Origin of the sequence: Pseudomonas sp. CHM02, from assembly GCF_000612585.1 — a bacterium.
GTDB lineage: Bacteria > Pseudomonadota > Gammaproteobacteria > Pseudomonadales > Pseudomonadaceae > Aquipseudomonas.
Genome location: NZ_JFCA01000009.1, coordinates 39,107 through 65,385, shown reverse-complemented (window position 1 = coordinate 65,385; position 26,279 = coordinate 39,107). Strand labels below are relative to the sequence as shown.

General features: G+C 63.0%; 23 protein-coding genes. 8 read left to right on the top strand and 15 right to left on the bottom strand.

Annotation, left to right across the window (positions count from 1 at the left end; translation table 11 throughout):
• The first annotated feature begins 64 nt into the window (after nt 1-64).
• Entirely contained in the window at nt 65-664 is a 600-nt protein-coding gene (locus tag BM70_RS0106520) for an NAD(P)H-dependent oxidoreductase (protein ID WP_025855251.1), read from the top strand.
• Nucleotide 665: 1 nt separating this feature from the next.
• Here the strand turns inward: BM70_RS0106520 and BM70_RS0106515 are convergent, their stop codons facing one another.
• From BM70_RS0106515 to BM70_RS0106500, 4 genes are all read right to left on the bottom strand, one after another.
• Complete coding sequence (locus tag BM70_RS0106515) at nt 666-1,055, bottom strand: hypothetical protein (protein ID WP_025855250.1); 390 nt, start codon at nt 1,053-1,055, stop codon at nt 666-668.
• A gap of 32 nt (nt 1,056-1,087) precedes the next feature.
• A complete protein-coding gene (aroA, locus tag BM70_RS0106510; RefSeq protein WP_025855249.1) occupies nt 1,088-2,344 on the bottom strand; it encodes a 3-phosphoshikimate 1-carboxyvinyltransferase in 1,257 nt (418 codons plus the stop codon).
• Nucleotides 2,345-2,739: 395 nt separating this feature from the next.
• A complete protein-coding gene (locus BM70_RS0106505; protein WP_025855248.1) occupies nt 2,740-3,294 on the bottom strand; it encodes a UPF0149 family protein in 555 nt (184 codons plus the stop codon).
• 74 nt (nt 3,295-3,368) lie between these two features.
• On the bottom strand, nt 3,369-4,625 hold the full coding sequence (locus BM70_RS0106500; RefSeq protein ID WP_025855247.1) for a chloride channel protein: 1,257 nt from the start codon (nt 4,623-4,625) through the stop codon (nt 3,369-3,371).
• 192 nt (nt 4,626-4,817) lie between these two features.
• Between BM70_RS0106500 and BM70_RS0106495 the strand changes: the two genes are divergently transcribed.
• Nucleotides 4,818-5,630 carry a crotonase/enoyl-CoA hydratase family protein gene (locus BM70_RS0106495; RefSeq protein ID WP_025855246.1) on the top strand — a complete coding sequence of 271 codons (813 nt, stop codon included), beginning with the start codon at nt 4,818-4,820 and terminating at the stop codon, nt 5,628-5,630.
• A 5-nt stretch (nt 5,631-5,635) separates the two neighbouring features.
• A complete protein-coding gene (gene nudC / locus BM70_RS0106490; RefSeq protein WP_025855245.1) occupies nt 5,636-6,469 on the top strand; it encodes an NAD(+) diphosphatase in 834 nt (277 codons plus the stop codon).
• Here the strand turns inward: nudC and BM70_RS0106485 are convergent.
• The 3 genes from BM70_RS0106485 to BM70_RS0106475 all read right to left on the bottom strand — a co-directional run bounded on the left by BM70_RS0106485 (nt 6,437) and on the right by BM70_RS0106475 (nt 9,197).
• The gene (locus BM70_RS0106485; protein ID WP_025855244.1) at nt 6,437-7,216 is read right to left on the bottom strand and encodes a TSUP family transporter; all 780 of its coding nucleotides are present in this window, start codon (nt 7,214-7,216) and stop codon (nt 6,437-6,439) included. The two genes, nudC and BM70_RS0106485, sit on opposite strands and share 33 nt — an antisense overlap.
• A gap of 197 nt (nt 7,217-7,413) precedes the next feature.
• Complete coding sequence (gene pcsA / locus BM70_RS0106480; RefSeq protein ID WP_025855243.1) at nt 7,414-8,133, bottom strand: phosphatidylcholine synthase; 720 nt, start codon at nt 8,131-8,133, stop codon at nt 7,414-7,416.
• A 149-nt stretch (nt 8,134-8,282) separates the two neighbouring features.
• Entirely contained in the window at nt 8,283-9,197 is a 915-nt protein-coding gene (locus tag BM70_RS0106475) for a class I SAM-dependent methyltransferase (RefSeq protein ID WP_025855242.1), read from the bottom strand.
• Between the two features lie 191 nt (nt 9,198-9,388).
• Between BM70_RS0106475 and mdeB the strand changes: the two genes are divergently transcribed.
• Nucleotides 9,389-12,058, top strand: coding sequence for an alpha-ketoglutarate dehydrogenase (gene mdeB / locus BM70_RS0106470; RefSeq protein WP_025855241.1), 2,670 nt, complete (start codon nt 9,389-9,391; stop codon nt 12,056-12,058).
• A gap of 36 nt (nt 12,059-12,094) precedes the next feature.
• Here the strand turns inward: mdeB and BM70_RS0106465 are convergent, their stop codons facing one another.
• A complete protein-coding gene (locus BM70_RS0106465) occupies nt 12,095-12,583 on the bottom strand; it encodes a DUF1289 domain-containing protein (RefSeq protein WP_025855240.1) in 489 nt (162 codons plus the stop codon).
• A 186-nt stretch (nt 12,584-12,769) separates the two neighbouring features.
• Complete coding sequence (locus tag BM70_RS0106460) at nt 12,770-14,020, bottom strand: ribonucleotide-diphosphate reductase subunit beta (protein WP_025855239.1); 1,251 nt, start codon at nt 14,018-14,020, stop codon at nt 12,770-12,772.
• Between the two features lie 299 nt (nt 14,021-14,319).
• Here BM70_RS0106460 and fae point away from each other — a divergent pair, with 299 nt between their 5' ends.
• The 4 genes from fae (at nt 14,320) to BM70_RS0106440 (ending at nt 18,872) form a co-directional block, all read left to right on the top strand.
• Nucleotides 14,320-14,832, top strand: coding sequence for a formaldehyde-activating enzyme (gene fae, locus BM70_RS0106455; RefSeq protein WP_025855238.1), 513 nt, complete (start codon nt 14,320-14,322; stop codon nt 14,830-14,832).
• A gap of 10 nt (nt 14,833-14,842) precedes the next feature.
• Nucleotides 14,843-15,877: an aldo/keto reductase gene (locus BM70_RS0106450; RefSeq protein WP_025855237.1), complete on the top strand. Its 1,035-nt coding sequence runs from the start codon at nt 14,843-14,845 to the stop codon at nt 15,875-15,877.
• Nucleotides 15,874-17,307, top strand: a complete 1,434-nt coding sequence (locus BM70_RS0106445) for an NAD-dependent succinate-semialdehyde dehydrogenase (protein ID WP_025855236.1) — start codon at nt 15,874-15,876, stop codon at nt 17,305-17,307. Before BM70_RS0106450 ends, BM70_RS0106445 begins: the two co-directional genes overlap by 4 nt.
• Before the next feature lie 188 nt (nt 17,308-17,495).
• Nucleotides 17,496-18,872 carry an MFS transporter gene (locus BM70_RS0106440; RefSeq protein ID WP_025855235.1) on the top strand — a complete coding sequence of 459 codons (1,377 nt, stop codon included), beginning with the start codon at nt 17,496-17,498 and terminating at the stop codon, nt 18,870-18,872.
• On the opposite strand, the gene BM70_RS0106435 is transcribed toward BM70_RS0106440, so the two are convergent.
• The 6 genes from BM70_RS0106435 to BM70_RS0106410 form a co-directional block, all read right to left on the bottom strand.
• The gene (locus BM70_RS0106435) at nt 18,819-19,694 is read right to left on the bottom strand and encodes a LysR substrate-binding domain-containing protein (RefSeq protein WP_025855234.1); all 876 of its coding nucleotides are present in this window, start codon (nt 19,692-19,694) and stop codon (nt 18,819-18,821) included. The genes BM70_RS0106440 and BM70_RS0106435 overlap by 54 nt on opposite strands.
• Before the next feature lie 168 nt (nt 19,695-19,862).
• Nucleotides 19,863-21,032, bottom strand: a complete 1,170-nt coding sequence (locus tag BM70_RS0106430; RefSeq protein WP_025855233.1) for a hypothetical protein — start codon at nt 21,030-21,032, stop codon at nt 19,863-19,865.
• A gap of 84 nt (nt 21,033-21,116) precedes the next feature.
• The gene (locus tag BM70_RS0106425) at nt 21,117-22,757 is read right to left on the bottom strand and encodes an ABC transporter ATP-binding protein (RefSeq protein WP_025855232.1); all 1,641 of its coding nucleotides are present in this window, start codon (nt 22,755-22,757) and stop codon (nt 21,117-21,119) included.
• Nucleotides 22,758-22,759: 2 nt separating this feature from the next.
• Complete coding sequence (locus tag BM70_RS0106420) at nt 22,760-23,596, bottom strand: ABC transporter permease (RefSeq protein ID WP_025855231.1); 837 nt, start codon at nt 23,594-23,596, stop codon at nt 22,760-22,762.
• A complete protein-coding gene (locus BM70_RS0106415; RefSeq protein ID WP_025855230.1) occupies nt 23,593-24,546 on the bottom strand; it encodes an ABC transporter permease in 954 nt (317 codons plus the stop codon). Before BM70_RS0106415 ends, BM70_RS0106420 begins: the two co-directional genes overlap by 4 nt.
• A 62-nt stretch (nt 24,547-24,608) precedes the next feature.
• Nucleotides 24,609-26,252, bottom strand: coding sequence for an ABC transporter substrate-binding protein (locus BM70_RS0106410; RefSeq protein WP_025855229.1), 1,644 nt, complete (start codon nt 26,250-26,252; stop codon nt 24,609-24,611).
• Between the last annotated feature and the right edge of the window lie 27 nt (nt 26,253-26,279).

Below are 26,279 nucleotides of genomic sequence, written 5' to 3'. Positions count from 1 at the left end.
TATACCAAAAGTAACTTACTAATCGTAACTTAAGCCTAGGCTAACCCCAAAAGGAGTCAATGTCATGCACGCACTCATCGTTGTTGCTCATCACGACCCGCAATCCCTCACCCACAGCGTGGCGGCGCAGGTGGCCGCCGGCCTCACTGCGGCCGGCCACCGCTACGAAATCGCCGACATTGCCGCCGAAGGTTTCGACCCGCGCTACACCGCCGCCGACCACTTGGTGCACCGCACCCGCGCCACGCCCCCGGCCGACGTGTTGGCCGAACAGGCCCGCATCGACCGCGCCGATGCGCTGGTGCTGGCGTTTCCCATTTACTGGTGGTCGCTCCCGGGCCTGCTCAAAGGCTGGATCGACCGCGTCTTCGTCAATGGCTGGGCCATCGACTACGGCCCCGATACCCCGGTGGTAAAAAAATTGCGGCACCTGCAGGTGCATCTGCTGGCCCTGGGCGCAGCGGACGACGATGCGTTTGACCGCCACGGCTACGCCAAGGCGATGCGCACGCAGATCGACTACGGGATCTTCGATTACTGCGGCGCGCAGGTGGTGACGTCGGCGCTGTTGCTGGAAACGGAAAGCGGCGGGGCGCAGGCGCATCTGGACAAGGCCTGGGCAGTGGGCAAGGGATTGTTCGAAACCGAGGCAGTGGCGGGCTGATTCAACCTTCGCGAAACAGGTCGTGGGCGTCCAGCAGGCGGTAGGCGATTTCCGGGCGCTTCTCCAGGCCTCGGCGAATCGCTGCGGGGATGGACTGGCGGGTCTTGCGGCACATGCCCGGCAGCTCGTCGATCACGATCTGGATCCCGCGCATGCTCTTGACTTCGGTGTGGCCCGGGGCGATGTGCACGCGGATGCCCAAGAGCTCGTACATCCGCTGCTGCATGTGCTCCAGGTCTTGCAGGCTCTTGAGGTCTTCAAGCCGGTCGAGCAGTTTTTTCTCTTCCTGGCGCGTGAGGTTGAGGATACGCAGGTCGGCGCCAGGTGCTTGCAGCAGTTGCTCGCGGTCGCAGACGCAGGCGCCGGGTGGGCAGGGTTGGCGAATTGTCATGTGCATTGCCTCCCCATTCCGACGCCGAGCCCTTAGTAGCTCAACTGAACCCCGAGACTGCCCAGGGCCTTCCAGTATTCAGGATAGGTCTTGGCCACGCAGTCCGGGTCCTGGATGCGGATGCCCGCGACTTTCAGCCCCGCCAGCGCAAAGCACATGGCAATGCGGTGGTCGGCATGGGTGTCGATCAGTGCCGTGCACGCGGTGCCGGCCAGGGCCGGATCGCTGGCCACCAGCAGGTCGTCACCTTCGATGGTCGCCAGGCCTGGGCGGATCTCGTTCAGGCCGTCATGCAGGGCCTGTACACGGTCACATTCCTTGACCCGCAGGTTGGCCAGTTCAGTGAAGCGCACCGGGGTGTTGTTGAACGCGGCGAGCACCGCCAGGGTCGGGATGGCGTCCTGCATCTGCGAGCCGACGACCGTGGCTTGCATGTTCGGGAACTGCGCGATCACGGCCTGAGCCTTGGCGTCGGGCTGGGTAAAGTCCTGCGCGGCCACGCCGATGTCGATGCGGCCACCGGTCAGCACTTGCGCAGCCCACAGGTAGGTGGCGGCGGAGGCGTCGGGCTCGATCAGGTAGTCATGGGCGGTGTAGCCGGTCGGGGCCACGCGCCAGGTGGTGTCGTCGACCGCTTCAACCTGGGCACCGAAGGCACGCATGCAATCCAGGGTCAGGTCCACGTAGCCGCGGGCACCGATGTCCTTGCCGGTCAGCGCCACTTCAATCGGCGCTTCACCGCAGGCCGCGAGCATCAACAGGGCTGACACGTATTGGCTGGACAAGCCGCCATCGATCTCGAAGCGCTTGGCCTTGATCTTGCCCACGCCGTGCACCGTTACCGGTGGGCAGCCGGTGGGGCTGTCGACCAGGATGCCGTTCTGGCCGAGGGTCGCCAGCAGCGGGCCGATCGGGCGTTTTTGCATGTAGTCATCGCCGTCGAGCACCACGGTGCCTTCAACGGTGGCGACAGCGGCGGTCAGAAAACGCATGGCGGTACCGGCGTTGCCGAGGAACAGTGGCTGCGACGGCAGCTGCAGTTTGCCCTGGCCGCTCACGACGAAGGTGGTGTCGTCCGGCTCGTCGATGGTCACGCCCATTTGGCGCAGGGCCACGGACATGTGGCGGGTGTCGTCGCTCTTCAGGGCGCCGCTCAGGCGGCTGGTGCCCTTGGCCAGGGCTGCCAGCAACAGGGCGCGGTTGGTAATGGATTTGGAGCCGGGGGGCGCGACCTTGCCATTGAGGGGGAAGTTGGGCGGTGTAACGGTCACGGTTTTCTGCGAACTCAAGGTACAGGGCTCCTGATTCATGGCACGGGCGGCGGGCGGAGTTGAATAATCGGGTATAGGTGTGGTGCTTGTCGAGCTTGGGATGGAATGTGGGGGGGTACATATCCGTTTCTTCGGTAACGGCTGCTTATGGTTCCGCCCTTACGGCGGCTCACTTTGGAAAAGCCGGAATGCCGGCCCAGCCCAAAGTAAGCAAAGGGCTCTTGCCCCAACACTCCGCACGTCGCTTAGGCTCGGTGTGCCCGAACGCAGGTTTGACGGGGCGCTCCAGATCAAAAGCAAAAGCGCGGCGGCCTTAGAGCCGACCGGTATTGTGCGGTCGAGCTCGGTCAAGTGTGGGAGCTGGCTTGCCTGCGATGCAGGCGCCTCGGTCTTTCAGATACGCCGGCAGGCTGTTACCGCTTCGCCAGCCAGTAATCATGCAACGCACGCGCTGCCGGTTCGATTTCGCTGACGCGTTGCTGGTGTGCTTGCACATCCAGGTCGGCCGGGAGTTCGAAGTTGTCTTGTTCGGCGCACCAGGAGATTTTTTCCAGCAGTGCAGCTTGTTCTGCCGGCAGTTGCGGCCAGTTGCCGATGGCGGCGCCGCGGATGTAGCCAAAGCACCATTCTTCGGCCAGGGTGACGTCCTGGCCCTGGTGTTCGGTTTGATCGAAACGGGCCTTGAAGGCCTGGGCGTCTGTGGCCAGTTGGCCTGCCAGAGTGTTGATGTGGCGCACGCACAGTTCGAGGAAGCTTTGTGCTTCGTCCATGGTGTCCCATTCCGGGTTCTGCCCGCCCCAGATCGCCGGGAACCACTCTGCCACGTCCACCTGGACCGGGCTGGACACCAGCGCGGTGAAGTAGCCGTCGAGTTCGGCCAGGTTCAGCACCGAATGGTCGTCGCCGTACTTGAGCAGGGTGTTTTCGATGAATTCGAATTCGGCGGGGGTGAGGGGGTGGGCGTGCATGGGCATATCCTTTAAACGTCGAGCGCCGCAGAGGGGGCGGCTTAAAGCGCGAAGGATGGCGTGTGTGCGGAGTTTTATCCAGCGTTTTCCCAGCGCTGGCACAGCTTGCTCACGCAGACAGCACCGACCACGGCGAGGATGATCGGCACCAGGAAATCATGGTCGATGCGGGTGAATTCCGCCACGAGCACAATCGCGGTCAGCGGCATGCTCATGCTGGCGGCCAGGAACGCCGCCGCGCCGATGATCGCAAACGCGCCGAGCGGCACTCCGGGCCAAATCAGGCTCCAGGCGCCGCCGAGGATGACCGCCAGCAACGCACCATTGGCCAGCCCGGGGGTGAGTAACCCGCCTTCGGCGCCAGCGCGCAGGCTGCTGGTGGTGATCAACACCTTGACCAGCAACAGCAGCGCAGCCAGGCCAATCGTCAGTTCGTTGTCGAAACCCAGTTGCGCCGGGCCTTTGCCATTGCCGAGGATCTGCGGCAGCAGCATTGCCAGGCCACCGATCAGGGTGAAGTTGATCAACGCGAGTACCGGCAGGCGCCACCCGCGCGCGGCGTTTGCCCTCGCGCTGCCCGTAAGACGGGTAAAACCATACGCGGCCAATCCAAACACCGGGCCGCACACCACCGCCCAGGTGATCAACGCCGGGCTCAGCACAAAATGCGGCACGACGTATTGCGACTCCGCCCCCAGCCCGACCCACGCCACCGACGCGCCAATCGCCGAGGTGGTCAGCGCAATCACCGCCGCCGGCCAACTGAACGCGCCCACCAGTACTTCCAGCACGAACACCGCGCCGCCCAACGGCACGTTGTACACCGCCGCCAGGCCCGCGCCGGCACCACAGGCAACGATCAAACGATGCTGCTCCGGGGTCACCCGGGCGCGCTGGGACAGCCAACTGCCCGCCAGCGCGCCGACTTCCCGTGGCGCCACTTCACGGCCCAGGGGCGAGCCAAGGGCCACGGTGATGATCTGCAGCAAGGCGTGGGCGAGGGTGGTTCCGGGCGGCATGAGCGGCATCTTTTCCGACACCGCCTGCTTGACGCTCACCAGTGGCCGACCATAGCGGTACACCGCCCACCAGCCCAGGCCCGCCACCAGCCCGCACACCACCAGCACCGCCAAACGCCGTTCGGGCGCAGCGGCCGTCACGCCCCACAGAAAGGTTTCATGGCTGACCAGGCTGTCGAGGCTGTAGCCATACGCCAGGTGCTGGATGCCATGCAGCAGCAGCGCCAGCAGCATGCCGCCGAGGCCGGCACCGATGCCGGTGAACACGACCACCAGGGCCAGCATCAAGGATGAACGGAACATGGACGGCATAAACGGCTCCAGGCTGTGGCCCAGAGTGTATAGCCGATATTCCGTGGCTTCTGGATGAAATGTATTGGCCTACCCTGAACCCCGCGGCTACAACATTTCATTACGTTTGCCCGTCCCGTTTTTGGCCGATGTGCCGTTGCGCACCCTTGTTATAGTCTGGCCTTTATCACTCGCCAGTCAGGGATCACTGCCATGTCCGAATACCAAGCTTTCGTCGTCGAACTCACCGGCAACGTTGCCCATGTGCAGATCAACCGCCCGGAAAAGATCAACGCGATGAACGCGGCGTTCTGGACCGAAATCATCGACATCTTCCAGTGGGTCGAAGACACCGACGCGGTACGTGCCGTGGTGCTCAGTGGTGCGGGCAAGCATTTCTCCTCCGGCATCGACCTGATGATGCTGGCCTCGGTGGCCAATGAGTTTGGCAAGGATGTGGGCCGCAATGCGCGTCTGTTGCGCCGTAAAATCCTCGAGCTGCAAGCCTCGTTCAATGCCGTCGACAACTGCCGCAAGCCGGTGCTGGCGGCGATCCAGGGTTACTGCATCGGCGGTGCCATCGACCTGATCAGCGCCTGCGACATGCGCTATGCCGCTGAAGGCGCGCAATTCTCGATCAAGGAAATCGACATCGGCATGGCCGCTGACGTCGGCACCCTGCAGCGCCTGCCGCGCATCATTGGCGATGGCATGCTGCGCGAGCTGGCCTATACCGGTCGCCAATTCGGCGCCGACGAGGCGCGCAGCATCGGCCTGGTCAATCGCGTCTATCCCGATCAGGACAGCCTGTTGGCCGGCGTGATGGAAATCGCCCATGAAATCGCCGCCAAGTCGCCGATTGCGGTCACCGGTACCAAGGCCATGATCAGCTACATGCGTGACCATACCGTCAATGACGGCTTGGAATACGTTGCCACCTGGAACTCGGCTATGTTGCAATCCAACGACCTGCGCGTGGCCATCGCGGCCCATATGAGTAAGCAGAAACCCGAATTCGTGGATTGACTGACATGACCCCAGGCTGGATTACCACAACGCTGCTGGACAACGACGCCCCTGGCGGCTGGGCCGTTGCCCGCAGCCGCGACGGCTTTTTGCATGACACCAACGGCCCCTTGTTCCCTCGGGAATGGCTCAAGCGCCAGGACCTGTCGGTGTTTGCCGAACACGGCATCGGTCACCTTGACGGCGAGCCGGTGTACCTGCTGGAACTCGACTCCGCCGGTGACGTGCCAGGCTGCAGTTGGCAAGGCCTGCGGGGCTTCATGCTGCAAGGCGATCACACCTTGTACAAAGTGCTGGGTTACGCCGCGCAGATCGGTACCTGGGCGCGGGAGCACCGGTTCTGTGGCAGTTGCGGCCAGGCCATGGTCCAGGTGCCCCGCGAACGCGCGATGCATTGCCAGGCCTGTGACCTGCGCAGCTACCCACGGATTTCGCCGAGCATGATCGTGCTGGTGACCCGTGGCGACGAGATCCTGCTGGCGCGTTCGCCACGCTTTGTGACGGGGGTGTACAGCACGCTGGCGGGGTTTGCCGAGCCGGGTGAGTCGGCCGAGGACTGCCTGATCCGCGAGGTCCGCGAGGAAGTGCAGGTGGAGGTCAAGAATATCCAGTACATGGGCAGCCAGTGCTGGCCGTTCCCCCATTCGATGATGCTCGGCTTCCATGCCGAGTACGCCGGTGGCGACATCGTGCCCCAGGCCGACGAGATCGAAGACGCGCAGTGGTTCAACATCCACGACTTGCCGCCGCTGCCGGCGTCACGCTCGATTGCGCGTTACCTGATCGACCTCTACCTGGCCCGTCGCCTAGGCCACGCTGAACCAGTGTTGCCAGGCTAGGCGCACCGTCAGGCCGAGGACCACGGTGATAAACACCGGGCGAATGAATTTGGCGCCGCCGCTGATCGCGCTGCGTGCGCCAAAGAACGCGCCACACATCACCGAAACGCCCATGGCCAGGCCGACGATCCAGTCCACCGAACCATTGATGATGAACACCGTCAGCGCCGCCGCGTTGCTGACGAAGTTCATGCTGCGCGCCACGCCGCTGGCTTTGACCAGGTCGATGGGGTGCAACAGCATCGTGCTGACCGTCCAGAACGCCCCGGTGCCAGGACCCGCCACGCCATCGTAGAAGCCCAGGCCGAAGCCCTGGGTGGACTGCCATTTCTTCTTGATCGGCGCGTCGGCATCCAGCGGCGCCTTGGGCGTACCGCCGAACAGCAGGTACACGCCGCAGCCGAACACGATCACCGGCAGCATCTTGTTCAGGGTTTCAGCCGGCAGGTAGTGGGCGACCACCGCGCCGGTGAGGGCGCCAATCAGCGTACCGACGATGGCGTGCACCCACTGGCGCGGATGGAACAGCTTGCGGCGATAGAAGGTAAAGCTGGCGGTGGCCGAACCGAACGTGGAACTGAGCTTGTTGGTGCCCAGGACCAGGTGCGGTGGCATGCCGGCGGTGAGCAGGGCAGGCGTGGTGAGCAAGCCGCCTCCGCCAGCGATGGCGTCGATGAAACCGGCGATAAAGGCGACAACCGCCAGGATGGCGAGGGTGGTGAGGTCTACGCTGAGTTCGAAAGGCATTGGCAGGGCTTATTTTTAGCGGGGCACAGCGAAGGGGCTGCACCAAAGGCCTGCATCTTACCTGCCGGATGTACACAGAACCAACTGTAGGCGCTGGCTTGCCAGCGATGGCGGTGTGTCAGTCCCACAGATGCTGGCTGATGTTCCGCTATCGCCGGCAAGCCGGCTTCTACAGGGAGTGTTGATCAAGGGGGGGATCAGTCGTGGCGCTTGTCGAGCCATTCCAGCGCCGTGCGCCAGATACAGATCCCCAGGAAGTACGCCGACATCAGCGACCACAACCCAAAGGTCCACGGGTTGGTGTTCGGGTAATCCACCACCATCAAGAAGCTGCACAGCAACCAGAGGGTGGTCACGGCGATATTGATCGGCATGAAGCGCTTCACCCGGAACGGGTGCAGGAACTTCATCGGCGTTACGGTCAGCAATGCCAGGCCAATCACCGTGAGCAGGGTCACCCAGGCTTCCGGCTGGATGATGTAGACGCACAGCGCAACCACGTTCCAGGCGGCGGGGAAGCCGACGAAGTAGTTGTCCTTGCTCTTCATGTTCACGTTGCAGAAGCAGAACAGCGACGACACCAGGATCACCGACACCGTGAACAGATGGGTAAAGTCCGGCAGGTCGATGTAGCGATAGATAAACAGCGCCGGAATGAATACGTAGGTGAGGTAATCGATCACCAGGTCCAGTACCGAGCCGTCAAAGCTCGGCAATACCGTGCTGACATTCACCCGTCGTGCCAGTGAGCCGTCGACACCGTCCACCACCAGCGCCAGGCCCAGCCACAGCAGGCAGGCCTTGGGTGAGTTTTCCAGCAGCGCCAGGGTGGCCAGGAAGGCCAATACCACACCGGTGGCGGTAAAGCCGTGGGCGCCCCAGGCTTTGAGTCTGGCTACATGCAGGGTCGATATCACGGGCGGTTCTCCAAAAGGTGGAACAGGGCAGCCGACAACGTGACGCCGTCGAGTCTGGCCGGGGAATGCAGGTATCGACCGGGAAGGGGGTAAGAAGGTTCACCACCCCGGTATATCACTTAGCGTAGCAAGCGTAGGACGTTTCGGCATCAGCCCTGGCGGAACACCAGTGCCTTTAACCCACTTTGTGCGTCGATATCCGGAAATTCCGGCGGGTTTTCCAGCCGCTCCACAAAGCGCAGGCCTGGTGCTTCGCGGGTGACGCCGTCGATCAGGAAGTCTTCGCCGAAGGCGGGGTCGTTCATGCAGGCCAGTACGGTGCCCTGTGGCGTGAGCAGGTCCGGCAGGCGACGCAGCACGCGCTGGTAGTCCTTGGTCAGCAGGAAGCTGCCTTTCTGGAATGACGGTGGGTCGATGATCACCAAGTCGTACGGCCCGTTATGAGTGACCTTGGCCCAGGACTTGAACAGGTCGTGGCCCAGGAAGCTGACCTTGCCCAGGTCATGGCCATTGAGGCGATGGTTGTCGCGGCCACGGCTCAGGGCGCCACGGGCCATGTCCAGGTTCACCACATGCGCGGCGCCGCCTTCGATGGCCGCCACGGAGAAACCGCAGGTATAGGCAAACAGGTTGAGCACCCGCTGGCCCTTGGCCTGTTCGCGCACCCAGTTGCGCCCGTAGCGCATGTCGAGGAACAGCCCGCTATTCTGTTTTTTACCCAGGTCGATCAGGTAGCGCAGGCCGCCTTCGGTGATGGTCAGTTCGTCGACGGGTTCCCCCACCAGCCATTCGGTGGTGCTTTGCGGCAGGTAGCGGTGTTGCAGGGCGACGGTGTACGTACCGAACCGGGTCTGCAGCAATTGTTTCAAGGCCTCCAGCGCTGCTGCCTCCGGCTCTTTGAACAACGACACCAGCAGCACGCCTTGCAACCAGTCCACCGTGATTTGCTCCAGGCCCGGCCAGCAACGGCCGCGGCCGTGGAACAGGCGCCGGGTTTCAGCCGGTGGGGTGGCCAGGGCGGTCAGCAAGTGGGCATGCAAGGTGGCGAGTGCGTCTGGGGTCATCGTTAAACGTCAGTCGTTGAGCGGGCGGCATTTTAAACACAATTGCGAGAGTAGCGGGCGCTTGAGCACAACGTGCTGGGAAAATACCGATTGGCAGTGATTCATGCTCAAAATCCCGTATCGGGCGCCTTATAACAGGCAAAAAATCCTCAGGCACCGACATAAACTGGAAAAAAAGCCCGGAGGTGCCCATGAACGGTTTCACACGTGCAGTGACTGATCAGCAAGAATTGGATGAATGGCGCGACGCTCTCGCTTCGCTGGTTGCCAATGCCGGCCCCGCACGGGCGCGGCAGATCCTCGACCTGCTGGCCGAGGACGCCAGCGCTGCGCACATCGACTGGAAACCGCGCCACGGCACGCCGTACATCAATAGCATCAGCGTGGAGCAGCAACCGGCGTTTCCCGGCGACCTCGCCACTGAAGAGCGCCTGGCCTCATTGGTGCGCTGGAATGCCCTGGCCATGGTGGTGCGTGCCAATCAGGCCTACGGCGAGCTCGGTGGCCATATCGCCAGTTACGCCAGTGCGGCGGACTTGTTCGAAGTGGGCTTCAACCACTTCTTCCGCGCCCGCAACGAAGGGTTTGGCGGCGACCTGGTGTTCTACCAGCCGCATTCCGCCCCCGGCATCTATGCCCGTGCGTTCCTCGAAGGGCGCTTGAGCGAAAACGACCTGGCCCATTACCGCCAGGAGATCGGTGGGCCGGCGGAAGGCGCACGCGGCCTGTCCAGCTACCCGCACCCGTGGCTGATGCCGGACTTCTGGCAGTTCCCCACCGGCTCCATGGGCATCGGCCCGATCAGCTCGATTTTCCAGGCGCGCTTCATGCGCTACCTGCAGCATCGCGGCTTGCAGGACACTACCGACCGCCACGTCTGGGGCGTATTCGGCGACGGCGAGATGGACGAACCGGAAAGCATGTCGGCCCTGACCCTGGCCGCCCGCGAAGGCCTGGACAACCTCACCTGGGTGGTCAACTGCAACCTGCAACGCCTCGACGGCCCGGTGCGCGGCAACGGGCGCATTATCGATGAGCTGGAAGCCTTGTTTGCCGGCGCCGGCTGGAACGTGATCAAGCTGGTGTGGGGCTCGGACTGGGACGCCTTGCTGGCCAACGACACGGATGGCGCGCTGGTCAACACCTTGTCCAACACGGTCGACGGTCAATTCCAGACCTTCGCTGCCAAGGACGGCGCCTACAACCGCGAGCACTTCTTCGGCCAGAGTGAATCGCTGGCCCGGTTGGTCGAGGGCATGAGCGATGAGCAGATCGACCGCCTCAAGCGTGGCGGCCACGACATGGTCAAGATCCACGCGGCCTACCACGCCGCGCGTCGGGTCAAGGGCAAACCCACGGTGATCCTCGCCCAGACCAAAAAAGGCTTCGGCATGGGCGAAGCCGGGCAGGGCAAAATGACCACCCACCAGCAGAAGAAACTTGATCGCGATGCGTTGATCGCCTTCCGCAATCGCTTCCAGTTGCCGCTGAGCGATGAACAGACCGAATCCCTGAGTTTCTTCAAACCCGCGCAAGACAGCCTGGAATTACGCTACCTGCACCAGCGACGCCAGGTGTTGGGCGGTTATGTGCCCAGTCGCAGCCAGGTCGCGGCACCTGTCAGCGTGCCGGCTGTATCGGGCTACGCCGGTTTCGCCACGGCAGCCGACGGCAAGGAAATGTCCACCACCATGGCCTTTGTGCGCATGCTCACCAACCTGCTCAAGGACAAAGCCCTGGGCCCGCGCATCGTGCCGATCGTCGCCGATGAAGCGCGCACCTTCGGCATGGCCAACCTGTTCAAGCAGATCGGCATTTATTCCAGTGTCGGCCAGCGATATGAGCCGGAAGACATCGGCTCGATCCTCAGCTATCGCGAAGCCACCGACGGGCAGATCCTGGAAGAGGGCATCAGCGAAGCCAGCGCCATCAGTTCCTGGGTCGCGGCGGCTACCAGCTACTCGGTGCATGGCCTGCGCATGTTGCCGTTCTACATCTATTACTCGATGTTCGGCTTCCAGCGCGTGGGCGACCTGATCTGGGCCGCTGCCGACCAGCGCGCCCGTGGCTTCCTGCTGGGCGCCACGGCCGGGCGCACCACCCTGGGTGGCGAAGGCTTGCAGCACCAGGACGGGAGCAGCCATCTCACCGCTGCCACCGTGCCTAACTGCCGCGCCTACGACCCGGCGTTCGCCGGGGAATTCGCGGTGATCCTCGACCACGGCATGCGCCAGATGCTGGAACACGATGTGGACGAGTTCTACTACGTGACCCTGATGAACGAAAACTACCCGCAGCCCAGCCTGCCGGAAGGGGTTGAAGCGGCGATCATCAAAGGCATGTACCGCCTGCAAGGCGCGGGCGATGCTCAGGTGCGGCTGCTGGGCTCCGGCACGCTGGTGCGTGAAGCCCAGGCGGCGGCACAGTTGCTGGCGGAGGACTGGCAGGTGGCGAGCGAGGTGTTCAGCGTCACCAGTTTCAGCGAGCTGGCGCGGGACGCGCGGGAAGAAGTGGAGCGGTGGAACCGCTTGCATCCGCAGGCGGTTGCACGGGTCAGCCATGTGACTGAGTGCTTGCCCAAAGGCGTGCCGGTGGTGGCGGTGTCCGACTATGTGCGGGCAGTGCCGCAGATGATTGGTTCGTACCTGAATTCCCCCTATACCGTGCTCGGCACTGACGGTTTTGGTCGCAGTGATACACGGGCGGCGTTGCGGGATTTCTTTGAGGTGGATCGCCATCACCTGGTGCTGGCAGCGCTGACGGCGTTGGTGGAGCAGGGCAGCCTGTCGCCCCGGGTGTGCCAACAGGCGATTGAACGCTATGGCCTGCAAACAGAACGCGAAGCCTCCTGGACGCGCTGACTGGCGCACATCCAAATGTGGGAGCTTGTGGTGTTTTTAAACAGTGGCGATCAGAGCGGGCCCAAACGCTTCCTTCAGGAACCCGGGGGCGATGTACCGTTCGTAATGCGCCTCGGACAGCAGGAAAAACTCGCGGTCAATTGCATCGCGCAAATCCGCCAGGCTGCGCTCACGAAATTCCGGTAGCAATGCCAGCCCATACGCGTCCAGCTTGGAAATCACCCGCGCACCCCGTGCAATCAGCTGGTACGCCCAGCAATACGGCGACTGGTGCGGCATGAAACGGATCTTGCGATTTTCCAGTTGCTGGCGCAGCAGGTGCGCATCAAACACTTGCAGCTTGCTGGCCATCACCTGCACCAGCAATTGCTCCAGGCGCAGCCACACCGCCTGTTTTTCCTCGGCGTTGTAGCCGTTCCACTGGATCACTTCGTGGTGGTAACGCTTGCAGCCCCGGCAGACCAGGTCCCCGTAAACGGTGGAGCACAGGCCGACGCAGGGCGTCTTGATGGTTTGATTGGGCATAGAAGGCAATTTGCAAAGTCTGTAGAACACCACGGAGCCAGTGTCGGAGCGAGCTTTCTGTGGTGAGTGGGGCTTGTCCCCCGATGGGTTCACCGCCGACTCAAGGGGCTGCTTCGCAGCCCGGCGCAGGGCAAGCCTGCTCACCACAGCAAGCCCGCTCCCACATTTTTAGCTCCGTGTCGTGGATTAGTCCCAGCTCAGCGCGCCGCCAGTCTGGTACTCGATCACGCGGGTCTCGAAGAAATTCTTCTCTTTCTTCAAGTCCATGATCTCGCTCATCCACGGGAACGGGTTAGTCGTCCCTGGATACTCTTCTTTCAGACCAATCTGCGACAGACGACGGTTAGCGATGAACTTCAAATAGTCTTCCATCATCGCGGCGTTCATACCGAGTACGCCGCGTGGCATGGTGTCACGCGCGTATTCGATCTCCAGCTGAGTCCCTTGCAGGATCATCTGGGTCGCTTCTTCCTTCATCTCGGCATCCCACAGGTGCGGGTTTTCGATCTTGATCTGGTTGATCACGTCGATACCGAAGTTCAGGTGCATCGACTCGTCACGCAGGATGTACTGGAACTGCTCGGCCACGCCGGTCATTTTGTTGCGACGGCCCATGGACAGGATCTGGGTGAAGCCGCAATAGAAGAAGATGCCTTCCAGCACGCAGTAGTAGGCGACCAGGTTGCGCAGCAGCTCTTTGTCGGTTTCGACGGTGCCGGTTTCGAACTTCGGATCGGAGATCGAACGGGTGTACTTCAAGCCCCAGGCGGCCTTTTTGGCGACCGATGGAATCTCGTGGTACATGTTGAAGATCTCGCCTTCATCCATGGCCAACGATTCGATGCAGTACTGGTAGGCGTGGGTGTGGATCGCTTCTTCGAAGGCCTGGCGCAGGATGTACTGGCGGCACTCCGGGTTGGTGATCAGGCGGTACACGGCCAGCACCAGGTTGTTCGCAACCAACGAATCCGCAGTGGAGAAGAAGCCGAGGTTGCGCATGACGATGCGACGCTCGTCGTCGGTCAGGCCTTCGGGGTTTTTCCACAGCGCGATGTCGGCGGTCATGTTGACCTCTTGCGGCATCCAGTGGTTGGCGCAGCCGTCGAGGTACTTCTGCCAGGCCCAGTCGTACTTGAATGGCACGAGTTGGTTGAGGTCGGCGCGGCAGTTGATCATGCGCTTTTCATCAACGGCGACGCGGGCGGAGGCGCCTTCGAGTTCGGCGAGGCCTTCGGCGACGTCGAGGCTGTCCAGGGCGGCCTTGGCGCGAATGATCGCGGCGGAGTCGTTGGCGGTCACGTTACGGGCTTCCAGCGCAGCGGCGGCGCCGGCACCGTCGAGGCGGTCCATGTTGGCTTCGCTGGCGTGGCCGGCATTGGCGCCCTTGATCACCGCTGCACCGGTGTCTTCGTTGTCGACTTCATCCCAACTCAGCATTGAAATTCTCCTTCCTGGTACTCGAAAAATTAGTGTTTTGCAGGCTTCAAGGCATTGAAATACTGCTCATAGTGTGGTCGGTAAATACCGATACTGCACACTATGTAGTGGTCCGTTCTGTTTGTGGGCACACTATATGGTGTGTAACACCGATGGTCAACGCACAAGACCGCCTCCGATGTCGCAGGGGTATGAGCAAAACTCACAGCCCCATGACTTTTAATGGTTACGGCCGCTTTCATCCCCAGTGCTAAAAAATCGCCAACCAGCTCCCCATAACAACAACGAGCGTTTGCGAAATGAAAACACTGGATCTCTACATCGGCGAAGGTTTCGAAGGCCCGGGCGTCAACGCGGCCCATATCAACATCCTGATCGGCCCACGCAACGGCCCGGCCGGCCAGGCGTTCGCCAACAGCCTCGCGTCCCCAAGCCAGGGCCACTGCCCATTCATGGTGATTGCCCAGCCGAATATCCCGGTCAAACCCATGACCCTTTACGTCAACAAGGCCGAAATCAGCAGCGACCTGCACGGCAACGCCACCTGGGGCGCGTCCCAGGCCGGTATCGCCAAGGCGGTGCTCGAAGCCTTGCTCGACGGCACCTTGCCGCCCGAGGCCGAAGACGAGTGGGCCATCGTCACCGCCAACTGGGTCAACCCGGCCTGCGATGACCTGGACGCCGTGTACCTGAACAACTACAACGCCTGCCGCACCGCGATCCGCGCCGCCCTGACCGGTACGCCGTTCACCGCGCAGTTGGCCGACGTGGTCAACCACATCAGCAACCCTTTCTACACGCCAAAGGCCTGAGGAGGCTCCCATGCACTACATCCGTTTGGGCAATTCCGGCCTGCAAGTCTCGCGCCTGTGCCTGGGCACCATGAACATGGGCACCCCGGACTGGAAACCGTGGATCTTCGACGAAAAGCAAAGCGAGCCCATCGTCGCCCACGCCCTCGACAATGGCGTCAACTTCATCGACCTGGCCGACTTCTATTCCGCCGGCGTCGGCGAGGAAGTGGTGGGGCGCATCCTCAAGCGCGTGGCGCGGCGTGACGACATCGTGGTCACCACGAAAGTGGGCTACGGCACCCGCAGCGGCATCAACGCCAGCGGTCACTCGCGCAAGCACATCATGGACAGCATCGACGCATCGCTGAGCCGCCTGGGCATGGATTACGTCGATGTGTTCATGCTGCATTACTTCGACGTGAACACCCCGGTGGAAGAAACCATGAACGCGCTGAACGACATCGTGCGTTCCGGCAAGGCGCGCTACATCGGCGTATCCACCATGCTCACCGGCCAACTGGCGAAGATCCTCATGGCCTGCGAGCGCAATGGCTGGGTCAAGCCGATCAACATGCAACTGCAACTGAACTGCGCCTACCGCGAAGAAGAACGCGAGATGATCCCGTTCTGCCGCGACCAGGGCCTGGGTGTCTCGGTGTTCAGCCCGCTGGCCCGTGGCTTGCTCACCGGTGAGGTGCAGTCGACCCGTAACCAGACCGACTTCTTCACCCAGCAGATGTACAGCGACCAGGCCTCGTTCGACATCGCCCATTCCGTGCAGCGCGTGGCCCGCGCCCGTGGCGTCTCCAACGCACAGATCGCCCAGGCCTGGGTGGCCAACCATCCAGGCGTCGACGTGATGCTGGTCGGCGCCGACACCACGGAGCAGTTCGACAGCGCCCTGGCGGCCCTCGACACCCAACTGGATGCCGAGGAACTGCACGAGCTGGAACGCAACTACACCCCCTGCGATGTGATCAACGACTACACCGCCGGCAAGCGCATCCTGCGCGAGGCCCGTCCGGGCCTGGACCGTTTCAACCTGATCGAGGCCGTGGCATGAACCCGCTGATCCGTACCGGTAACTACATCGATGGCCAATGGTCCAGCGGTGGCCAGACCTATCCGGTGGTCAACCCGGCCAATGGCGCGCTGATCGCCGACGTACAGCGTGCCGCCACTGAGGAAACCCACCTCGCCATCGACGCCGCCAGCCGCGCGTTGCCGGCCTGGCGCAAGCTCACCGCCAAGGAACGCAGCCAGCGCCTCAAGCGCTGGAGCGAGCTGATGCTCAGCAACCAGAAGGACCTGGCCCACCTGCTGAGCCTGGAGCAGGGCAAACCCCTGGCCGAAGCGATGGGCGAAGTGGTCTATGCCGCGAGCTTCCTGGAGTGGTTCGGCGAAGAAGCCAAGCGCGCCTATGGTGATGTGATCCCGAGCCACAAGGCTGATGCGCGCATCATCGTGGTCAAGGAGGCCATCGGTGTGGTTGCGGCGATCACGCCATGGAACTTCCCCCTGGCCATGGTCACCCGCAAGGTCGGCCCGGCCCTGGCGGCGGGGTGCACCATGATCCTCAAACCGTCCGAAGAAACCCCATTGTCGGCGTTTGCCCTGGCGGTGCTGGCCGAACAGGCGGGGATCCCGGCCGGTGTGTTCAACATCGTCTCCGGCGATGCCGTGGCGATTGGCGGTGCACTGCAAGCCTCCAGCGTGGTGCGCAAGCTGTCGTTCACCGGCTCCACCCGCACCGGCAAGCTGCTGATGCGCCAGGCGGCGGATACCTTGAAAAAGGTCTCGCTGGAACTGGGCGGCAACGCGCCGTTCATTGTGTTCGACGACGCCGACCTGGAGGCTGCCGTCAAAGGCGCCATGGCTTCCAAGTTCCGCAACACCGGGCAGACCTGTGTGTGCGTCAACCGCTTCTTTATTCAGGACGGTGTATACGAGGCGTTCACCCGCAAACTGGCGGAAGCGGTCAGCGCCATGCGTGTCGGCAGCGCCCTTGAGGGCGAAACCGAACAAGGCCCGTTGATCAACGCCGCTGCCTTGGCCAAGGTTGAAGCCCATGTCGGCGACGCCTTGGAGAAGGGCGCCACCTTGCTGTGCGGCGGCCGTCGCCATGCGCTCGGCGGTACGTTCTTCGAACCGACCATTCTCACTGAAGCCAGCGGCGACATGCTGATCGCCCAGGAAGAGACCTTTGGCCCGGTGGCGGCGTGTTTCCGCTTCAAGGATGAAGCCGAGGTGCTGCAACGCGCCAACGACACGCCATTTGGTTTGTCCGCCTACTTCTACAGCCGCGATATAGGCCGTGTCTGGCGCATGGCCGAAGGCCTGGAAGCCGGCATGGTCGGCATCAACGAAGGGATCATCTCCACTGAAGTCGCGCCGTTTGGCGGGATCAAGGAGTCGGGCCTGGGCCGTGAAGGTTCCAAGTACGGTTTGGATGATTACCTGGAGATCAAATACCTGCTGATGGGGGGGCTGTAACCCCCTGTGATCTTGCTGTGGTGAGCGGGCTTGCCCGGCGCTGGGGCGCGAAGCAGCCAGGCTTCATTGGCAGGTTTTGGGGCTGCTGCGCAGCCCAGCGCGGGGCAAGCCCGCTCACCACAACAGCCCGCTCACCACAACAGTTCGCTTTTCGTTACTCCGTCAAGAACAACAATAGGGAGAACACCATGACTGCTCAATCCGTCAACATCGACGACCTGCCGATCGGCCGTTTTCACCTGAAAATCGCCGGCCTGACCTTCGGCGCGCATTTCACCGACGGCTATATTCTCGGCCTGATCGGTATCGCCTTCACCCTGCTCAGCCCACAGATGCAGCTGGACGCGTTCTGGCAAGGCTTGATCGGCGCCTCGGCCCTGATCGGCCTGTTCCTGGGTAGCCTGTTTTTTGGCTGGATCTCCGACACCCTCGGCCGGCAAAAGATTTTCCTGGTCAGCTTTGTGCTGATCACCGTGGCCTCGGTCATGCAGTTCTACGCCGAGACGGCCATGGGCCTGCTGCTGTGCCGCATCCTGATCGGCATTGGCCTGGGCGGCGACTTCAGCGTCGGTCACGCCATGCTCGCCGAGTTTTCACCGAAGAAACATCGCGGCGTATTGCTCGGCTCGTTCAGCGTGATCTGGACCTTCGGCTACGTGGCCGCGACCTTTGTCGGCACCGCGATGCTCAGCCTGGGCGATGATGCCTGGCGCTGGATGCTAGCGTCTTCGGCGATACCCGCCGGCCTGATCCTGATCGCGCGTATCGGCACGCCGGAATCGCCGCGCTGGCTGGTCAACCGCGGGCGCATTGCCGAGGCCCGTGCCATCGTCCAGAAACACCTTGGCGCGCACGTGGTGCTGGACGAAGAACCGTCGACCCAAACCCATTCCGGCTATGGCGTACTGTTCAGCCGTGAATACCGCAAGCGCACCGCGTTCAATTGCCTGTTCTTTGTGTGCATCGTCATGCCGTATTTCGCAATCTATACCTTCCTGCCGTCGATCCTGCAGAAGATGGGCCTGTCCCAGGGCTTTGGCACCGAGCTGCTGCTTAACCTGCTGTTGATTGTCGGCGCCCTGATTGGAATCTGGTGCACGGTGAAGTTTTCGCGCCGGGGCTTCTTGATCAACTCGTTCATCATCCTCGCGGCGGCGTTGTTTCTGTTGGCGGTGCTGCCGGGAAACCTGGCGTGGTTGATGGTGCTGACGTTCGGCGTGTTCACCCTGGTGCTGTCGGCGGTGAGCAACCTGGTGGGCGTATTCCCGGCAGAAAGCTTCCCCACTGAAGTGCGCGCCAGTGGCATCGGCCTGGCGACGGCGGTGAGCCGGCTGGGCTCGGCGATCAGCACGTTCCTGTTGCCGGTGAGCGTGGCCGGGATTGGCTTGAGCCCGACCATGGGCATCCTGGCCGCCATCTTGGTGTTTGGCGCGATCATTTCTTGGGCCTGGGCGCCGGAGACTAAGTCCCTGACCCTGAACCAAGCGTGCAAGGCCGAGGCGCCGCCGTTGTCAGGGATTGCTGACCTGGCCCAGCCACTGCGTAAACAGGCGAACCTTGGATAAACCCTGTTTTTCCGTCGCCACGTCCAGCCAATAGCCATACGGGCCGATCACTTCCACGGGGGTGATCGGCAACAGGCTGCCGTTCGCCAACTCGCGTTCGATCATCTGCCGGTCGATCACCGCTAACCCACCGCCTGCCAGGGCGGTGTGGATCACTTGGTCCAGGGTGCTGAATTCCAGGCCCTGTTCTGCGTCGATATCCTCTCGGCCCATCGCTGCCAGCCAATTCTCCCACACCTTCAAACGCTTGCCGTCGTGCAGGATATGCAGCAGCGGAAAACGCCGCAGGTCGGGTGGCTGGCCGTGGCTGAACAGCTCCGGGCTGGCCACCGCGATGTGCCGCTCCATCACCAACAGTTCGCTGCTGCAATGGCCCGCCGGCTCCAGGCCGAAGCGTATCTGGCAGTCGATTTCCGCGAGGCTGTCGTGGCTCGCCTGGTGGGTGACACTGAGGTTGATGTCCGGGTAACGCTCGCAGAAGCGCCGCAAGTGCGCGGACAGCCAACGGGTCGCCCAGGTCGGCGGCGCGACGATGCGCAGGCGCTGGCGCAGATTGGGCACGCGCACGGCTTGCAGGGCACGCTCGATATGGTCGAAGGCGTCGCTCAGGTGCGGGGAGAGGGCAAAGCCGGCTTCGGTGAGGGACAGCCCTTGGGGGGTGCGGATGAAGAGGGCGACGCCGAGGTAGTCTTCCAACTGCTTGATCTGGCGGCTGACCGCACCCTGGGTCACGTTGAGGCCCACGGCGGCCTGGCTGAAGCTGCGGTGGCGGGCGACTTCTTCGAAGACGCGGAGCATGGTGAGGGCGGGGAGATGGCGCATGGTTTGGGGTCCTACGGTGTTTTGTGGTGAGCGGGCTTGCCCCGCGCCGGGCTGCGTAGCGGCCCCAAAACCTGTCACTGAGTACTGTCTGATCCAACTCGATGACGCTATTGGGGCTGCTTCGCCGCCCGGCGCGGGGCAAGCCCGCTCACTACAAGGAGCAGAGGCCTAGAAATAATACCCAATGTTCATGTACAGCTGATTCTCCCACTGATTGCTACCCCCAGCCCCCAGGCTCTGGGTATAGCTGCTGCCACCGATGTACGGGTCGTTCTTGCCGATCAGCCACTCGGTGGCGATCCACAACTTGCTGAACGAAAACGATGTACCGAGGATCACCCGCTGCGAGGTCTTGAACTCATCGGCGGATTTGTCGAAGGCGCTGTAGTTGGCATACAGCTTCACACCGCTGACCTGGTCCCACAGGTACTTGCCGCCCACGTCGTAGCTCAAGTCGGCCACATACAGGTTGCCGCGACTGGCCACGTTGAAGGTGCCGTCGTAGCCGCCCAGGGTCACCACTTCGTCGGTGCCGGCGTTGCGTGGCGACATCTGTTGACGCGCCGCCTGCAGTTGCAGGCCCCACGGGCCGTTCTTGCCCAGGTAGTGGATGGCCACGGCGTTGCGACGGCCGTCGTTGCCGGTGTCTTTGTTTTCCAGGGTCGAGGTCAGCCCGGACAGGCCCACTTCGGACTTCCAGTCGCCCAGGTCCAGGGCCTTGGCCACGCGCAGCACCACCGTGTTGCGTTCCTGGTTGTCGCTGCCGTCGGCCACGTAGCTGTCGGCGCCGGAGATTACGCTGGAATAGGTCACGCCCTTGCTGGTGCCCTTGCCTTGCCACGCCGGGCGCAGGTAGTAGCCGGCCTGGATGTTCCAGTCGCCGCTTTGCTGCACGTACTTGGCGCCGACCTGCTGCACGTCCTCCAGGCCGATCACGTTGCCCAGGGTTTCGTAGAAGGTGCTGCCGAAGTAGGGCTGCAAGCCGAACGGCACGGTGTTCAAGCCCACCTGCACTTGCTGTTCGGGGTTGAACTTGTAGCCGACCCAGGCGAACTTGGCGAACTGGATATCGCCGTAGTTCTTGGTGTACTGGTAAGGGTACGAACGGCCGTAGAAGCGGTATTGCGCCTCGCCGATCCAACTGTCGGAGTTGTACTTGGCGCTGAGGAACACGGTGTCCAGGCCGAACTTCTGGATGTCGCGGTCCGGGTCGTAGTCCCAGCGTGCACGGATGGCGCCGCCGAGGTCGAGGTTGTCGGTGACCTGCACGGCCATGGCCGGGGCCGCGAGGGCGCCGAGCACGGGGATGAGGGTGAAGTAGCGCATCGTTGGTCGCATGGTTTTACTCTCGTTTTTAGTTTTTTTGGGCAACAGCAGCCCGTTGCCGCAGCGAACGCTGCGACGCGGGGAAAAGGGTTCGACTCAGTGAGCGGTGGGGCGGATCAGCCGCAGCGGTGGCCCGGCAGCCGGTAGCTCGGAGGCGCCCGGAGCGGCGGCCAGCAACGCCTGGGTGTAGGCATTCTGCGGGCTCAGCAGCACCTGCTCGGCAGTGCCGTACTCCACCACTTCACCCTGGCGCATCACCGCGATGTGGTCGCTGATCTGCGCGGCCACGCGCAGGTCATGGGTGATGAACAGAATGCTCAGGTTCAGTTGCTTCTGCAGGTCGGCGAGCAACTCCAGCACTTGCTTTTGCACCGACACATCCAGCGCCGACACGCTCTCATCGGCGATCAGCACCTCCGGGCGCATCGCCAGGGCACGGGCAATTCCGATGCGCTGGCGCTGGCCACCGGAAAACTGCCGGGGCTTGCGCTGCAGGGCATCGCGCTTGAGACCGACCTGCTCCAGCAAGTCGCCGGCCTCGGCCCAGGCGTCCTTGGCCGACAACCCACGCAACTGCGCGGCGCGGGCAATGATGTCGCCGACGCGATGGCGTGGGTTCAACGAACCGTACGGGTCCTGGAAAATCATCTGGATACGCCGCCGATTGGCCGCCAGCGCGGAACCGCTGAGGGCCAGGAAGTCGGTGTCGCCGACCCACACATGGCCACTGTCGCTGTCCACCAGGCGGATCGCAGCCTTGACCAGCGTGCTCTTGCCCGAGCCGGACTCGCCGACAATCGCCAGGGTCTTGCCCCGTGGCAGGTTCAGCGACACATTGCGCAGCGCCGCCACCGAGCTGCCGCCGACGGTGTAGGTCTTGGTCAAGTGCTCGATGCGCAAGGCCATTTCGCCATCCTCGCTCGGCACATGCAGTTCGGGATGCAAGGCCGGTACCGCCGCGATGAGTTTGCGGGTGTAGGCATGGGCCGGCGCGTTCAACACCTGGTCACGCGCGCCGATTTCCACCAGGCGTCCGCCTTCCATCACCGCGATACGGTCGGCGATCTGCGCCACCACGCCAAAGTCATGGGTGATAAACAGGATGCCGTGCTGGCCGCGTCCGCGCAGGTCACGCACCAGTTTCAGCACCTGGGCCTGGGTGGTGACGTCGAGGGCCGTGGTGGGCTCGTCGGCGATCAGCAAGTCCGGGTTCATCGCCAGCGCCATGGCGATCACCACCCGCTGGCACTGGCCGCCGGAGAGTTGGTGGGGAAAACTGTTGGCAATGCGCGGCGGGTCCGGCAGTTGGGTGGACTCCAGCAGCGCGAGCATGCGTTCACGGCGCTCGGCGGCGGGCATCTGCGGGGCATGGATATCGAAGATTTCTTCGACCTGCTTGCCGATGCGAATCGCCGGGTTCAGCGCCGCCATGGGCTCCTGGAAGATCATCGCGATGCGGTTGCCACGCCGGGCGCGCAGGCGGGCGTCGTCCAGGGTGCAGATATCCTCGCCGAGGAAGTCGATCACCCCACCGGCATGCCGCAGGCCTTTGGCGTAGTCGCCCATGATCGCCGCCGACAGCACCGATTTACCCGAGCCCGACTCGCCGATCACACAGAGGATTTCACCTTTGCGCACCTCCAGGCTGATGCCGTGCACGGCGTGGGGGCGATCGGCGCCCTTGGGCAGTTCGACACAGAGGTTGTCGACCCGCAATACAGTTTGATGGCTGCTCATGCTCAACTCCTTGCGCCTTGCTGCGCGTGTTCATCCAGCCCGTCGGCGAGCAGGCTCAGGCCGAGCATCAGGGTGGAGATGGCGATGCACGGGAAGATCACCAGGTGCGGGAAGGAAATGGCCATGGCGCGGCCGTCGTTGATCATGCCGCCCCAGTCCGGGGTGGGCGGCGGCAGGCCGAGGCCGAGGAAGCCCAGGGCGCCGATCATGATCGCGGTGTAGCCGATGCGCAGGCAGAAATCGACGATCAGCGGGCCGCCGCAATTGGGCAGGATCTCCACCAGCATGATGCGCAGCGAGCCTTCGCCCTGGGTGATGGCGCTGAGCACGTAGTCGCGCGAGCGTATGTCGATGGTCAGCGCGCGCATGATGCGGAAGATCGCCGGGGCGCTGGTGAAGGTCACCGCAATGAGGATATTCAGCGCCGACGCGCCGAGGGCGATGATGATCACGATGTACAGCACCAGCACCGGGAACGACAGCACCGTGTCGGCCACATAGGACAGTACAGCGTCGACCCAGCCATTGAAGTAACCGGCGCACAGACCCATGGCAATGCCCACGGTGAACGCGGTGAGGGTGGCGAGGATCGACCAGAACAGCACGGTGCGCGTGCCCCAGATCAGGCGCGAGAGGATATCGCGGCCGATCATGTCGGTGCCGAGCAAAAAGCTGGCGCCGTCATCGCCGGCGGTCATCGGCGTGAGCAGCGGGGTGAAGCTTTCCAGCGGATCATGGGGCGCCAGCCACGGCGCACAGAGTGCGATCAGCACCCAGCCGCCGACCAGCAACAGGCCGAGCAGGGCCAGGGGATGCTTGAAGGATTTGAGCAGGTTCATTGGCTGCCTCCGCCGAGACTGCGCAGGGTGATGCGCGGGTTGAGCCAGGTGTAGGCCAGGTCAGAAAAGATCTTGCTGACGCCCACCACCACGCCGCTGATCATCGCGCAGGCTTCGATCAGGTAGACGTCATGGTTCAGTGACGCGGTGTAGAGCAGCGAGCCGAAGCCCTTGTAGGCGAAAAACACCTCCACCACGATCACGTTCGACAGCAGCCACGGGATGTACAGCATGATCACCGTGACCGGCGCGATCAGCACGTTGCGCAGGGCGTGGCGCAACACGATGCGCGGGGTGGAGGCCCCCTTGAGCCGCGCGGTGCGGATGTACGGCGCCTGCATCACCTCGACCATCGAGGCGCGGGTGATGCGCGCCAGGTAGCCGATGCCGAACAGGCACAGCACCATCAACGGCAGCACCAGTTCCACGGCGCTGAAACCGTCGCTCATGCTGCTGACACCGGGCAGCCAGTTGAGCCAGAACACAAAGATCGCCGAAACGAACACCGCGCTGGCGAAGTCCGGAATCGAGGTGGTGACGATCGACAGGAACGACACCAGGCGGTCGACCGGCGAGCCCTGGCGAATCCCCGCGAGGACGCCCAGGGTCAGCGCCACCGGCACCATCACCAGCAAGGCCAGGCCGGCCAGGGTCAGGGTTTGCCACAGGTTGGGCAGCAACAGCTTGAGCACCGGTTCACGGAAGTACACCGAGGTGCCCCAGTCGCCGCTCACGAAGTCCTTGAGCCACACCAGGTAGCGCCACACGAACGGTTGGTTGTAACCGTGTTCAAGCAGCCACGCCGCACGCTGGTCGGCAGCGGAGTAGGGGCCGAGGACGTTGATTGCCACGTCCTCGATATTCAGTTCCAGGGCCAGGAACACAATCAGCGACACCGACAGCAGGGTCGCCACCAGCATCAGCAGTTTGCGCAATAGAAAATGAGCCATCAGGTGCATGCTCCGACGGATGATGGGAAGGGTGTCGCGCCTTAGCTCGTTGACTCAGACGCTCAAGCGCTCAGCCAGACATTGCCCATGGGGTAGAAGTCGGAAGGGTGCACCTGGAAGCCCTGCACCTTTTTGCTCACGGCGGTGAACTTGTCGCCCCAGAACGGCTGCACGATCACGCACGCGTCCTGCAGGATCTGCTCGACGTTCTGCATGGCCACGGCGCGCTGCTTGGGATCGATGATGCCCATGGCTTTGTCCAGCGCAGTATCGAAGGCCGGGTCGCTGTAGTGGCTTTCGTTCCAGGCGCCGCCGCCGCGGTAGGCCAGCTCCAGGGACATCACCCCGAGCGGGCGATGGGCCCAGTAGGTGAGGCTGAACGCGGCCTTGTCCCAGATCGGCCAGTACTGCGCGGCGGGGACGACCTTGAGGTTGATGCGGATGCCGGCTTCGAGGCAGTTCTGTTGCAGGATCTGCGCGCAGTCCTGTTCATAACGGCCCTGGGTATTGCCGACGATCAGGTCGATGTCCAGGCCATTGGCAAAACCGGCTTCGGCCAAGAGTTTTTTCGCCGCCGCCACATCGCGTTCACGCTTGGGCAACGGGAAGTATTCGGGATGGGAAGGGGCCACGTGGTGGTCCTCGCCCAGGGTGCCCATGCCGCGATAGGCGACCTTGAGCATCTGTGCGTTGTCGGCGCACAGCACCACGGCTTTACGCACGCGCACATCGGTAAACGGCTTCTGGTCGCAGGCCATGCGCATCACCACGGTCTGCGCCGATTTGCAACTGAGCAGTTGCGCGCCGGGCAGGCGCTTGGCCAGGTCCAGTTCGGCCACGGTCACGCGGTACAGCACGTCGACCTGCCCGGCTTGCAGGGCGGCGAGGTGGGTGGACACGTCGGTGCCCATGTCGATATAGCGCAATTCGTCCAGGTTGGCCGGCTTGCCCCAGTAGTCGGCGCGCTTGGCGAAGGTGGCCTGCTTGTTCACTGCAAACGACACCAGCTTGAACGGACCGGTGGCCAGCGGGTTCTTGGCCCAGTCATCGCCGGCCTTGAAGCTGCGGTGCACGATGGCGCAGGTGAAGGCGTTGAGCATCTCCGCAATGGCCAGGATCGGCCGCTTGAGTTGCAGGCGGAACTGGTAGTCGCTGACTTTTTCGAAAGCCTTGATGTCCTGGAACGCGGTGCGGTTGACCGACTTGGAGTCGGCGGCGATCCAGCGCTGGATATTGTGCTGCACGTCGTCGACGTTGAAGCTGTCGCCGTTGCTCCACTTCACGTCCTGGCGCAGGTTGAACGTCCAGGTGGTGAGGTCTTCGGAAGGGCTCCAGCTCTCGGCGAGGTACGGGTGGGTGATGTTGTCGGCGTCGACCCAGGTCAGGTATTCCAGGGAATTGCGCAACAGGTTCGAGGCTTCGATCCAGGTGATCAGCATCGGGTCCTGGATTTCCTGGATGGCGCAGGCAAAACGCAGGCTGCCACCTTGGCGGGCCGGTGTACCGTCGGCGGCCTGGGCGTCATTGCCGAACAGGGCCGAGCCGATGAAGCTGGAGGCGCTGGCCGCAGTGATGCCGAGCAGGGCGGCGGTGCGCAGGAATTGACGTCGGTTGATCTCGCCACTTCGCACTTGATCACACAGTGCGTCGACGGCGGGGTGCGGCGCGTTACCGTCCAGGGTCGCTAGAACGTTGGAGTCGGACATGGGGCAGCTCTCATGTTGTTTTTATTA